12 protein-coding genes are annotated in these 12,569 nt (G+C 67.8%); 2 read left to right on the forward strand and 10 right to left on the reverse strand.

All coding sequences use genetic code 11. The features are described 5' to 3' along the window. Positions 1-34: 34 nt before the first annotated feature. The 10 genes from AC07VS_RS17970 to AC07VS_RS18015 all read right to left on the reverse strand — a co-directional run bounded on the left by AC07VS_RS17970 (position 35) and on the right by AC07VS_RS18015 (position 10,175). Entirely contained in the window at positions 35-1,450 is a 1,416-nt protein-coding gene (locus AC07VS_RS17970) for an MFS transporter (RefSeq protein ID WP_494658266.1), read from the reverse strand. A 66-nt stretch (positions 1,451-1,516) separates the two neighbouring features. Next, positions 1,517-2,428 (reverse strand): polysaccharide deacetylase family protein, encoded by a 912-nt coding sequence (locus AC07VS_RS17975; RefSeq protein ID WP_494751630.1) that lies wholly within the window; start codon positions 2,426-2,428, stop codon positions 1,517-1,519. Between the two features lie 26 nt (positions 2,429-2,454). Continuing rightward, positions 2,455-3,498, reverse strand: coding sequence for a bifunctional UDP-4-keto-pentose/UDP-xylose synthase (locus AC07VS_RS17980; protein WP_492348958.1), 1,044 nt, complete (start codon positions 3,496-3,498; stop codon positions 2,455-2,457). 31 nt (positions 3,499-3,529) lie between these two features. Continuing rightward, positions 3,530-4,492, reverse strand: coding sequence for a formyltransferase (locus AC07VS_RS17985; RefSeq protein ID WP_494751631.1), 963 nt, complete (start codon positions 4,490-4,492; stop codon positions 3,530-3,532). Then, the gene (locus AC07VS_RS17990) at positions 4,489-5,469 is read right to left on the reverse strand and encodes a glycosyltransferase (protein ID WP_492348960.1); all 981 of its coding nucleotides are present in this window, start codon (positions 5,467-5,469) and stop codon (positions 4,489-4,491) included. Before AC07VS_RS17990 ends, AC07VS_RS17985 begins: the two co-directional genes overlap by 4 nt. 18 nt (positions 5,470-5,487) lie before the next feature. Continuing rightward, positions 5,488-6,594, reverse strand: a complete 1,107-nt coding sequence (locus AC07VS_RS17995; protein ID WP_494751632.1) for a DegT/DnrJ/EryC1/StrS family aminotransferase — start codon at positions 6,592-6,594, stop codon at positions 5,488-5,490. A gap of 21 nt (positions 6,595-6,615) precedes the next feature. Next, on the reverse strand, positions 6,616-6,984 hold the full coding sequence (locus tag AC07VS_RS18000; protein WP_492348962.1) for an EamA family transporter: 369 nt from the start codon (positions 6,982-6,984) through the stop codon (positions 6,616-6,618). Between the two features lie 31 nt (positions 6,985-7,015). Then, entirely contained in the window at positions 7,016-8,695 is a 1,680-nt protein-coding gene (locus tag AC07VS_RS18005; protein WP_494751633.1) for a glycosyltransferase family 39 protein, read from the reverse strand. A 185-nt stretch (positions 8,696-8,880) separates the two neighbouring features. Next, positions 8,881-9,654 (reverse strand): bestrophin-like domain, encoded by a 774-nt coding sequence (locus AC07VS_RS18010; RefSeq protein ID WP_492348964.1) that lies wholly within the window; start codon positions 9,652-9,654, stop codon positions 8,881-8,883. 86 nt (positions 9,655-9,740) lie between these two features. Next, on the reverse strand, positions 9,741-10,175 hold the full coding sequence (locus AC07VS_RS18015; RefSeq protein WP_492348965.1) for an acyl-CoA thioesterase: 435 nt from the start codon (positions 10,173-10,175) through the stop codon (positions 9,741-9,743). A 143-nt stretch (positions 10,176-10,318) separates the two neighbouring features. On the opposite strand from AC07VS_RS18015, the gene AC07VS_RS18020 reads away from it, so the two are divergent. Together AC07VS_RS18020 and AC07VS_RS18025 are read left to right on the forward strand one after the other, a co-directional pair. Next, positions 10,319-11,581: a M20/M25/M40 family metallo-hydrolase gene (locus AC07VS_RS18020; protein WP_492348966.1), complete on the forward strand. Its 1,263-nt coding sequence runs from the start codon at positions 10,319-10,321 to the stop codon at positions 11,579-11,581. Between the two features lie 235 nt (positions 11,582-11,816). Then, a complete protein-coding gene (locus tag AC07VS_RS18025; RefSeq protein ID WP_494658258.1) occupies positions 11,817-12,506 on the forward strand; it encodes an NYN domain-containing protein in 690 nt (229 codons plus the stop codon). The last annotated feature ends 63 nt before the right edge of the window (positions 12,507-12,569 follow it).

Raw genomic sequence — 12,569 nt, forward strand, 5'->3', positions numbered from 1 at the left:
TCTCAGCGTCTCAGCGTCTCAGCGTCTCAGCGTCTCAGCGCGCGCGGGTGAACAGCCGGGCCGTGCTGGCCACGGCGCCCAGCGCGGCCGTGCCGCAACCCACCGCCAGCGCTGTCTTGGCACCCTGCGTGCCCCCCAGGGCAAAGCACAGCGCCACGCCGGCCGCCCCGCTGGCCTGGCCGGTCAGGCGCGCCAGCGCGATCATGCCGCTGGCCCCACTGGCGCGCTCGGGCGGGGCACTCGACATCAGGGCGCGCAGATTGGGCGACTGGAAGAAGCCGAACCCGGCGCCACACAGGCACAGGCGCAGCACCAGGTCCAGCGTGCCGGGCTGATCGGGCAACAGCGCCAGCGACAGCATGCCCGCACTCAACACGGCCAGCCCGATGCCTCCCAGCAACCCCGGCGGGTGGCGGTCTGACAGGCGCCCGGCCCAGGGGGCGGCCGCGGCCACCACCACCGGCCAGGCCGACATCAGAAAGCCGGTGTCCACCGGATTGCGGTGCAGCACCTGCTCCAGAAAGAAGGGCAGCGAGACAAAGGCCAGGCCCTGGGTGGCAAAGGCGCTCAGCGCCGTCAGCACCGACAGGGCAAACAGGGGCCGGCGCATCAGGTCCACCGGCAGCATGGGCGCCGGGTGCCCGGCCTGGCGCCACAGCAGCAACGCCCCGGCCACCACTGTCACGCTGGCCGGAATCGCCACCAGGGCCCAGGGCTCTTGCTGGGCCGCCGCGCCCAGGGCACCGATCAGGGTGGAGAAGGTGAGGGCGGTGAACACCGCCGTCAGCGGGTCGAAGCCATGGTCACGCGGCGGGCTGTGGGGCAGCGTGTGCCAGCCAAACCCCAGGGCCAGCAAGCCCAGCGGCACATTGATGGCGAACAGCCAGGGCCAGTCGGCCACGCTCAGCACCAGCGAGGCCACCGTGGGCCCGACCGCAAAGAACACCCCCACCACCAGCGCGTTCATGCCCACGCCGCGCCCCAGGCGCGAGGCCGGGTACAGCAACCGGATCAGCGCGATGTTCACGCTCATGATGGCGGCCGCCCCCATGCCCTGCAGGCCCCGGGCCAGCGCCAGCAGCGGCAGCGTGGGCGCCAGCGCACAGGCCAGCGAGGCCAGCGTGAAAAAGGCCAGCCCGCCCATGAACACGCGCCGGGGCCCGATCCGGTCGCCCAGCGCCGCAAACGGCAGCAGCAGGGCCACCGTGGCCAGTTGGTAGGCATTCACCACCCAGATCGAGGCCGCCGGCGGCGCATTCAGGTCGTGGGCAATCGCGGGCAGCGCGGTGTTGGCGATGGCGGTGTCCAGTGTGCCCAGCCCCACGCCCATGAGAATGGCCGCCAGGGCCAGCAGCGCGCTGCGGTCCAGCCCGTGGTCGGGGTCTTCAGGTGGGGTTGGTGAGTGGGCTTGCCCGGGGCGGGCGCTGGACGATGCTGGCGGTGCGGACATGTCGCCGACTATATCGGCGCAGGCCAAAACGTGCTGGCGAGGCCACGCCAGGTCGCCGACGCCGACTCAGCGCGCGAGCGAAGGCTGCTGCACCACCAACTCGCCGCTGCGCCCCGGGATGGTCCCCAGCCCCACGGGGCAGCGTGGCAGGCGGGCCGGCTGCAGGTACGCGGCGCACTCGCCCAGGGTGGCAAAGCGGTAGCCCTGGTCGCGCCAGCCGCGCAACAGGCGTTCGAACACCGGGGCCAGTTTTTGGCCTTCGAGTTCGGCGTGCAGGGTGTAGACGTGCAGCGGCGCCACCTCGCGGGTGTGCGCCAGCAGGGCCTCGTGCACGTTGTCCACGGTCCAGCCGTCCAGGCCCAGCAGCTCGTCGAGCGTGGGCAGGGTGGTGGGCAACTGCACCGGGCCGATCACCTCGCCCTGGGCATCGCAAGGCCAGTAGGGCTGGGTGCCGCGGCCGTCGGAGGCCACGCTGAAGCCCAGCTCTTTTTGCAGCCGGTAGGCCGCCTCGTTCATCTGCCAGCCGGCAGCCCCATGCACGCTGGGGCGGGCGCCGAAGATCTCGCTGTAACGCTCCACGGCCCGGGTGAGCTCGCGCCGTGTCCAGGCCTCGCTGGCGCCGGCCACGTGGTCTTGCCAGCGCACGTGGTCCCAGGTGTGCACGCCGGTCTCGAAGCCAGCGCGGGCGATGGCGCGCAGGCCTTCGGCCTCGCGTCGGCCGATGTCGGGGCCGGGCAGCAGCACTCCGTACATCAGGGTCTTGAGGCCGTAGTGCTCGACCACCGAGGTGCGCGCCACCTTGCCGAAAAAGCCCGGCCGGAACACGCGCTTGAGCGCGCGACCCGTGTGGTCGGGCCCCAGGCTGAACAAAAAGGTGGCCGGCGCGTCCAGCCGCTCCAGCAGCTTGGCCAGCGCCGGCACGCCCTCGCGCGTGCCGCGCCAGGTGTCCACATCGATCTTCAGTGCAATCACGCCCATGGCTTCAATTCCAGGCCGCTGGGCGATCAGTTGATGAGACCCCGGGCGCTGTCGAGTTGGTCTTTGTAATGTTCAAAAAGGCGGGCCAAGGCCTGCTGCATGGTCACCTCAGGCTTCCAGCCCAGGTCGGCCTGGGTGTTGGCGATCTTGGGCACGCGGCGTTCCACGTCCTGGTAGCCCTTGCCGTAGTACTCGGCCGAGGTGGTCTCCAGCACGGTGACCTGGGCCGCGTGGTCGCGGTACTCGGGGATGCTGGCGGCCAGGGCCATCATCTCGCCCACCAGCTCGCGCACCGACAGGTCGTTGCTCGGGTTGCCGATGTTGTAGATGTTGCGGGTGGCGCAGCCGTCCTGATTGGCCAGGATCAGCATCAGCGCGCGGATGCCGTCTTCGATGTCGGTGAAGCAGCGGCGCTGGGCCCCGCCGTCCACCAGCTTGATCGGCTCGCCGCGCACGATGTGGCCCAGGAACTGGGTGATCACGCGGCTGGAGCCTTCCTTGGCGGTGTGCAGGTTGTCCAGGCCCGGGCCGATCCAGTTGAAGGGGCGGAACAAGGTGTAGTCCAGGCCGTGCTGCTGGCCGTAGGCGTGGATCACGCGGTCGAGCAGCTGCTTGGAGCAGGCGTAGATCCAGCGCGGCTTGTTGATCGGGCCGTAGACCAGGGGCGAGGCCTCGGGATCGAACTCGTCGTCGCCGCACATGCCGTACACCTCGCTGGTGCTCGGGAACACGATGCGTTTCTTGTACTTGACGCAGTGGCGCACGATCTCGAGGTTGGCCTCAAAGTCGAGCTCGAACACGCGCAGCGGGTCGCTCACATAGGTGGCCGGGGTGGCGATGGCCACCAGGGGCAGCACCACGTCGCACTTGCGCACGTGGTACTCGATCCACTCTTTGTTGATGGTGATGTCACCTTCAAAGAAGTGGAAGCGGGGGTGGTCCATCCAGGGCTGCACGCGCTCGGACTGCATGTCCATGCCGTAGATGTGCCAGTCGGTGGTTTCGATGATGTGGCGCGTCAGGTGGTGGCCGATGAAGCCGTTGACGCCAAGGATGAGGACGTTTTTCAAGATTTTTTCCTGTCAATGCCGGGATTTTCGCTCAGTCGCGAGGCGTCAGCGCCTGCCCGGGGTAAAGCGATTGAAAACGGGCTGCGTCCAGCGCGCTGCCATCGAGCCGCGCGGCCAGCACTGGCAGCAGCACGCCGTCGGCGCCGCGCAGCAGCAGGCGACCGTCCTGCACCAGCAGGGCCAGCCTGTTCTCTGCGGGGGGCGTGCACCCCTCTTGATCCGCCGGGCCCGGGGGGCCGAGCCACAGGGTGCGGTCGATCTGGAGGCGCCTGCCTGCCGTGTCGAAGAAGGCGCCGGGGTAGTCGGGCGGGGCCACGCCGCGCACCCGGTTGTGCGCCTGCCAGGCCGTGGCTGTGGCCGGAATGCGCCCGTCTTCAGGCGTGCGGCGGCCGAAGTACTGGCCAGCGATGTGTTGCTGCGGCTGCAGCACGGCGGTGCCGGCCAACAAGCCGGGCAGGCAGCGGGCCAGCACCAGTTCGGCGGCCAGCGTGACCTTGTCGAACACCTCGCGGGCGGTGTCGTTGCTCAGGATGGGCACGGCCTGCTGGTCGACGATGGCCCCGTGGTCGGGCTTGGCGTTCATCACATGCAGGGTGGCGCCGATCTCGCGTTCGCCGCGCACCACGGCCCAATTCACCGGGGCCCGGCCTCGGTAGCGCGGCAGCAGCGAGCCATGCAGGTTGTAGGCGCCGCGCCGGGGCACTTCGAGCAGCGCCTGAGGCAGCATGTAGCGGTAATAGAACGAGAACAGGTAGTCGGGGGCCAGGGCCTGCAACTGGCTGAGCAGCTCGGGGCTGTCGGCCGTCTCGGGCGTGATGCAGGGCAGGCCATGTTCGGCCGCCACCTGGGCCACGCTGCCAAACCAGATGGTTTCGTTCGGGTTGTCGGCATGGGTGACCACCAGCCGGATCTGCACCCCGGCGTCGATCAGCACCTTGAGCAGGCGCACGCCCACGTTGTGGTAGGCGAAGACGACGGCACTGGGTGCGCTCATCGCTTCTGCTCCAGGATGGCGCTGATCACATAGCGCGGGCGTTGCCGCACCTCGCTGTAGATGCGGCCCACGTACTCGCCGATCAGGCCGATGCCGAACAGGGCCAGGCCGATCAGGAAGAAGGCGATCGCGAACAGGGTGAACAGGCCGCCTTCCTCGGGGCCGATCACGATGCGTCGCCCGATCAGCAGCAGCACCAGCAGCCCGGCGCCGGCCGAGATGGCCATGCCCATCAGCGAGAACCATTGCAGCGGCACCACCGAGAAGCTGGTCACCAGGTCGAAGTTGAGCCGGATCAGGCTGTACAGCGAGTATTTCGATTCACCGGCAAAGCGCTCCTCGTGGCCCACCACCACCTCGGCGGGGTTGCGTGAGAACTGGTAGGCCAGCGCCGGGATGAAGGTGTTCATCTCGCCGCACTGGTTGATCAGCGACACGATGTTGCGGCTGTAGGCGCGCAGCATGCAGCCCTGGTCGGTGATGTCGATGCGGGTGAGCTTGGCGCGCAGGCGGTTCATGGCCTTGCTGGCCCACTTGCGCCAGGCCACATCATGGCGCTGGCGGCGGATCGAGCCCACGTAGTCGTGGCCTTCATCCATCTTGGCCAGCAGGGTGGCGATGTCTTCGGGTGGGTTCTGCAGGTCGGCATCCAGGGTCACGATGCGCTCGCCGCGGCAATGGGCAAAGCCGGCCAGGATGGCGCGGTGCTGACCGAAATTGCCGTTGAACAGGATCACCCGGGTCACGTCGGGGCGCCGGTCGAACTGCTCGGCCAGGATGCCCGGCGAGCGGTCGCGGCTGCCGTCGTTGACGAACACCACCTCGTAGCGCACGCCCAACTGGTCAAGTGCAGGGTAGAGGCGCGCAAACAGCTGGGCCAGGCCGTCTTCTTCGTTGTAGACCGGAATGACCACGCTCAGCACCGGATCGTCCGGGTGGCGGTCGGCGGGCAGGGGGGAGGCAAGAGTGGTGTTCAAAAGCGGCTCACCAAAAAATCAGGACAAGGCCAGGCGCACGGCTGCGCACACGCGGTCGACATCGCTGTCGGCCATGGCCGGGAATAGGGGCAGGGTCACGGTGCGGCGGCCCACGTCTTCGGCGTGCGGGAACTGGCCTTCAAAGTGGCCCATTTTGCGGTACAGCGTGAACAGGTGCATGGCCGGGTAGTGCACCCCGATGCCGATGCCCTGCTCGCGCATGCGGGCGATGAAATCGGCCCGGGCCAGGCCCACGGGCAGCAGGGGCTGGAACATGTGCCAGTTGCTCTGCTGGAAATCGGCCAGCGGCAAATCAAAGCCCAGATCGCGCGGGAACAGCTCAAAGTAGCGCTGGGCCAGCGCGATGCGGCGCTGGTTGAAGCCGTCGAGTTGCTTGAGCTGGCCCAGCCCGATGGCCGCGGCCACGTCGGTCAGGTTGCATTTGCCCCCCAGCTCTTCCACATCGGCGCTGCCGTCGGGGAAGCGCACCACGCCCTGCAGGCGCAGGCGCTCGAAACGTCGGGCCTCGTCTTCGTTGTTCATCACCAGGCAGCCGCCTTCGGCCGTGGTCATGTTCTTGTTGGCATGGAAGCTGAACGACACCAGGTCGCCCTTCAGGCCGATCTCTTCGCCGGCCCAGTTCGCGCCCATGGACTGGGCCGCGTCCTCGATCACGCGCAGGCCATGGCGCTGGGCGATGTCATACAGGCGCTGTCGGTCCACCGGCAGGCCGGCCAGGTCCACCGGCAGCAGGGCTTTGGTACGCGGGGTGATGGCGGCTTCCACCAGGTCCAGGTCGAAGTTGCGGGTGGCGGGGTCGATGTCCACCAGCACGGGGCGGGCCCCCACCTGCAGGATCACGTTGCCGGTGGCCACCCAGGTCAGGGCGGTGGTGATCACCTCGTCGCCGGGGCCCACGCCGGCCAGCCGCAGGCCCAGCTCCAGGGTGGCGGTGGCCGAGCTGGCCAGGCGCACCGGGCGGCCACCAAAGCGGGCCGACAGCGCGGCCTCCAGGGCCTGGCAGCGCGGGCCGGTGGTCAGCCAACCTGAGCGCAGCACGGCGCCCACGTCTTCAATGGTGGCTTCGTCGATCGAGGGGCGGGTGAAAGGCAGAAAGGCTTGCAAGAGGGGCTCCAAGAGGCGGGTTCAGCTGCGGGCGATGATAGCGACGCCCAACAAGATGATGGCCATGCCGCCCCAGCGCTGGGCCGAGATCACCTCGCCCAGCAGGGCCGAGGCCAGCAGCGCATTGACCACATAGCCGATCGACAGCATGGGGTAGGCCATGCTCACATCGACGCGCGACAGGGCCACGATCCACAGCACCACGCTCAGCACATAGCAGAACAACCCGCCGATCACCCCGGGGTGGAAGGCCAAGGTGAGTGCCACGTTGCGCAGGCCCTCGAAGCCCTGGATCGGCCCGACCGCGCTGGCGCCCGATTTGAGCAGCAGCTGGGCGCCCGCGTTCAGCAGCACGCCGGCCAGGACAAACAGGAAGTCGGTGATTTTCATGGGGGTGTGGGGCAGAAAAAGGGGGCAGGGCTCAGGGCTTGGCCAGCAGCACGCGGCGATCGTCGCGCAGCACCACCCGGGCCTGCAGGCCCAGGGCGGTGAGTTCTTTCAGCGTGTCGCCTTCGAGGTAGGCCACGCCACGCGGCTCGGCCTGCCAGCGGGCCACGAACTCGGGCAGGCTGGCGATCCAGCGCTGGGGCTCGTGCTGCTCGCCAAAGCTGAATTCGTCGCGGTAGTCCACCAGGGTGACCGGGCGGCGCAGGTAAAAGGGCAGGGTCTGGTCGTAGCTGCGCACGGCGTACACCGGCACGGCGGGGTCGAAGGCCTCGGGCACCGCCTGCACCAACTCCGCGCTGCTTTTCTGCAAACCGTAGCCGTTGTGCGCCTGCAGGCCGATCAGCACGCAGGCACAGTGACTGATGCCCACCACCCCCACGGCCAGCAGCCGGCGGTTGCGACGCAGCAGCCACCAGGCCAGGCCACAGGCGCTCAGAAACAGGGCGCTGGCCAGGCCGATGCCGTTGAGCAGGGTGTGCGCCACGACCGGGTCGCTGTCGCTGCCCGCGATGCGCTCGGCCAGCAGCCAGGCCAGGCCGCCGCCCAGCCACAGCAGGGCCGGCAGCCCCAGGTGCCAGGCCAGGGCCCGCTGGCTGGCGCGCTCGATGGCCGGGGCCAGCAGCAGCACCAGGGCCGGGAACATGGGCAGGATGTACGAGGGCAGCTTGGAGCTGGAGATGCTGAAGAACAGCAGCACAAAGCCCGCCCACAAGAGCAGAAAGCTCGACGCAAAGTCGCTGCGGCGCACCCGGGTCAGCCAGGGCAGGGCGCTGGTCCAGGGCAGAAAACCCAGCAGCAGAAAGGGCAAAAAGTACCAGACCGGGCCCGAGCGGTTGTGATCGGGCTTGAGGTAGCGGTCAAAGTGCTCGTGCACAAAAAAGAACCAGGCAAAGTCGGGGTTGCGCGCCGACACCGCCCAGAACCAGGGCACGGTGATCAGGGCGAACAGCAGCAGGCCCGGGCCCCAGCGCATGGCCCGCCAGATGCGGAAATCGAGCCGCCACAGGCTGTGCAACACCAGCACCGCGCCCGGGATCAGCAGGCCCACCAGGCCCTTGCTGAGCACCGCCAGCGCCAGGCCCGCCCAGGCCGCCAGCATCCAGCCGCTGCGCGGCCGCCCCTCGGCCTGCGCCTGCTGGCCCAGCAGAAAGCCGCACAGCGCCAACGTCAGGGCCGCACACAGGCCGGCATCAAGCGACAAAAAATGGCTGTTCAGCACCAGCCAGGTGGTGCCCGCGCCGGTCAGCAGCGCAATGCGGCCGGTGCGCTCGCCCCACAGCCGGCTGGCGGTGTGGCCCACCAGGCCCAGGGTCAGCAGCCCGGCCAGGCCGGACCACAGCCGGGCGCTGAAGTCGCTCACCCCCAGCACGGCCATGGCCAGCGCCCCGCCCCAGTACTGCAGGGGCGGCTTTTCAAAATACAGCAGGCCGTTCAGGCGCGGGGTGATCCAGTCGCCGCTGTGCAGCATGCCCAGCGACAGGGTGGCGTAGCGGCCTTCGTCGGGGGTGATCAGGGCCCGGGTGCCCAGGGGCAGCAGCCACAAAAGGGCCAGCGCGAACAGGCCCAGCCAGGTCCAGAGCCCGGCGCGGCCGCGCTGCAGCCCGGGGCCGGGGGAGGGCCTGCCGGCCGGGGCTTGAGGTTTCAAAGGGGGCATGGGCCGGCGTGTGGACGGGTGGCCAGCGCGCAGGCGACCGATGGCTGTGGGGTCATCGCAACCGACTTCACGCGCACGCTGGTGTGTATTGGGGGTTAAGAAGCCAAGGCCGGCCCAGAGGGCCGGTCGGGCCACGCCTTGGGGCAGTCCCAAGGCGGCTGATTATAGGAGGCCGTGCCCTGGCCTCAGGGGCGGCCCGTGGCCGCCAACAGCGGCGCCGGTGTCACAGCCGTGGGCTGCTGGAAGGGGTTGCCCTGGATCAGCACGATGGTGGCCGTGGGGGCCGCCGCCAGCGCAAACAGCACCGTGGCCGTGGCCACCACCCGGGGCCGGTCGATGTGCACCACCGCCACCGACAACAGCGTGACAAAGCCCAGAAACGCCATGCCCAGCCATTTCAGCGGGTTGATGTGGGTCTGGCTGAGGGCAATGCGCAGGTCACGCTGGCCCGCCAGCAGCCGCGCCTCGCGCAGCATCTGGGCCTGCACGCCGGCGCCGGCGGCTTGCTCCACCGCCCGGCTGGCCAGCAGGTGCAGCAAGGCCTCGCCCTGGGCCTGCACGGCCGGGCTCTGCTCGCGCCGAGCCAGCTCAGGCCACTCGGCCGCGCTGGCACGGGCATAGGCCAGCACCGTTTCGTCGAGCGCCTGGTGCAGCGGCGCAGGCAGGTCGTGGCCCAGCACGCGCAAGGTGCGCAGGGCGTCAGCCTCCTGGTAGACGGCCGACATGGCCTTGTCGTGGGCGCTCCAGGTGTCGTTGGCCAAAAAGGCCAGCGTCAGGCCGAACAGCACGCCAATGATGTTGATGAACGGCGGCGCCACCCCCTGCAGACCCTGCAGCCAGCCGGCCCAGCGCGAGCGCAGCAGCGCCCATTGAATGAACAGCACCGCCGCCAGCGTGCCCAGCACGGCAAAGGCAGCGTAGGCATAGTGGTCGTAGGCCAGCCAGGAGGTTGGGTTCATCGTGGGCTCAGGAGGAGGGGGAAAAATCGCCCATGGTGCCACGCCCCGTGCGGCGCGCCAGGGGGCTGGATCAAGAAGCCGTGAGGTCAGGCCTGGGCGGCTGCCAGCCGCGCCAGGAAGGCCTCGGGCACCAGGGTCACCTTCTTGTCGACCCGGCCCACAAACACCACCCCGATCTTGCCGCGGGCCACCTCGCGGCCCGAGTCGCGCTCGGTCATGCGGAACACCAGGTCGAAGCCATAGCGGTTGAAGTCTTCGGGCAGCATCTCGACCTGCATGGTTTCGCCGTGAAAACCCTCGGATTTGTACTGGGCCACGATGTCGCCCACCACGATGCTCAGCCCCTCCACCCCCGACTCGCGGTAGCCCAGCCATTTGAAAAAGCGCACGCGTGCCTCGGACACCAGGGTCAGCAACTGTGCGTTGTCGAGGTGACCGCCCTGATTGACGTGGCTGATGTAGATCTGGATGTCGGTCGAGAAAAGAAAGCGCTCGGGCAGCGTGAACTGGATGCGGGGCATGTCGGGGGGAAGGGGGTGTATGGATTCGGGTTGATATTGTGCCCTTGGGCTGCTGTCACCTGGGCGAGCAGCCAGTCCCCTCGGGCTGGCTATAGTTTGCGCACCGCTGTCTCAAACCCTCATTGACTGCCAGGAGATTCCCCATGCCCTTCCGTCTTTCCCAACCCGCCCGCTGGCTGAGCGCTCTTTGTTTGGCTGCTGGCTCCATCGGGGCGCTTGCCGCCCCTGATGCGACCCTGAAGGCGGCGGCCGAAAAAGCCCAGCCGGCCGTGATCGAGAGCCTCCGTGAGATGGTGATGATCGAATCGGGCAGCTCGGATGTGGCGGGCCTGGCCCGCATGGCGGCGTTCACCGAGCAGCGGCTGCAGGCCCTGGGCTTCAAGACCGAGCGCCGCAAGACCACGGCGGGCGCTGGGGCCGACATCGTGATCGGCACCCTACAGGGCACGGGGCGCAAGCACCTGATGCTGCAGGCGCACATGGACACGGTTTACCAGCCCGGCATCCTCAAGACCCAGGCCTACAAGGTGGAGGGTGGCCGCATCTATGGCCCGGGCATTGCCGATGACAAGGGCGGCATCGCGGTCATCCTGCATTCACTGGCTTTGCTGCGTGAGCGGGGCTGGACCGACTACGCCACCCTGACCGTGCTGTTCAACCCCGACGAAGAGGTGGGCTCGATCGGTTCGGGCGAGACCATTGCCACCCTGGGTGCGCAGCAGGATGTGGTGCTGTCCTTCGAGCCCACGGCCGCCAAGGCCGTGGCGCGCCAGGAGGGGCTGCTGCTGGGGGCGGCCGGCACGGCCACCGTGACCCTGCAGGTCAAGGGCAAAGCTTCGCACGCCGGTGCAGCCCCCGAGCTGGGCCGCAACGCCTTGATCGAACTGTCGAACCAACTGGTGCAGACCCGCGACATCGCCAAGAGCGTGCCCGGCGCCCAACTGAACTGGACCACCTCGCAGTCGGGCACGGTGCGCAACCAGATTCCCGAACTGGCCACCGCGGGCGCCGATGTGCGCACCACCCAGCCTGGTGCGGCAGAAGCCTTGAACGAAAAGCTGCAGGCGGCCGTGCAACGCAACAAGGTGGTGCCCGACACCGAGACCACCGTCACCATGACCATCGGGCGCCCGCCCTACCTGGCTTCTGCCACCGGTCGGGCCGTGGCCCAGCGTGCCCAAGGCATCTACGCTGAGCTGGATGGCCGCCCTTTGGCCCTGGTTGACATGGTGGGTGCGGCCACCGATGCCGGCTTTGCCAGCCGCTCGGGCAAGGCGGCCGTGGTCGAGAGTTTTGGCCTGGCCGGTTTCGGCTACCACGCCCGGGACGAGTACATCGAGGTCGATTCCATCGTGCCCCGCCTGTACCTGACCACCCGGCTGCTGATGGACCTGGGCCAGCCTTGAGGTCTCTACGTCAATGGGATCCGATGTGCCTCATGGCTCATGGCTCATGGCTAGGGGCAGTGGGCAGTGGGCTGAGGCTGGATGAGCGGCGGTCTTTGCACTGTTCTGGCCCGTACAGATCACAGGCGGACCGCTAAAATGGCTTCCTACAATCCCCTCGCGGTGTCATTTGGTTGACTCAGGCTTGGGGCGAAAAGGCCACCGCAAGGTGGCTTTTTCATGGGTGGATTCCAAAGTGTCTCGAACAACGATCTACGTCGACGGCTTCAACCTGTATTACTCGCGACTCAAAGGCACACCTTACAAATGGCTCGATGTGGCCGCTCTGTTCAGAGATCGCATCGTCCAGATTCAGGACCCCTCTGCGGTCGTCGACACGATCAAATTTTTCACTGCGCCCATCAAAGCATCCTATGCCCGGCATGGTGAGGCGTCGGCTCAGGCGCAAACCCAATACCACCGCGCATTGCGAGCCCGCCATCCGCAGTTGCTGGAAATCATCCAGGGGTTTCATGTCTTTGAGCCCACGGCATTGCCCCGGTACGAACCGGGGCAGGCACCCGACAAGAACGATGTGTTGCCAGTCTGGATGATTGAGGAGAAGCAGACGGATGTGAACATGGCCCTGCACATCTATCGCGATGCGGTGCTGGGGCAGAGTGAGCAATTGGTGATTTGTTCGAACGACAGCGATCTGGAGCCCGCATTGCGCAGGGTGCGCGCAGATGTTCCTGCGGTCAAAATTGGGTTGGTGATGCCTTTGCGTGAGCCGAGTGCAGGCACGGGCAAGGTGCCCAACAAAAGATTGACGGACTTGGCTCACTGGGTTCGCCGATACATCCGGGACGATGAATTGGCGCAAGCGCAAATGCCCATCAACGTGCCTACACGCAAGAAGCCCGCCAGCAAGCCTGCGCATTGGTGATTCGATCAGGGTCACGCGGGCTTCACCCGCACGCCAGAATCCATGCCTGCTTTGACATCTGTG

The sequence above is a fragment of the Curvibacter sp. GW821-FHT01G03 genome, from assembly GCF_059422285.1.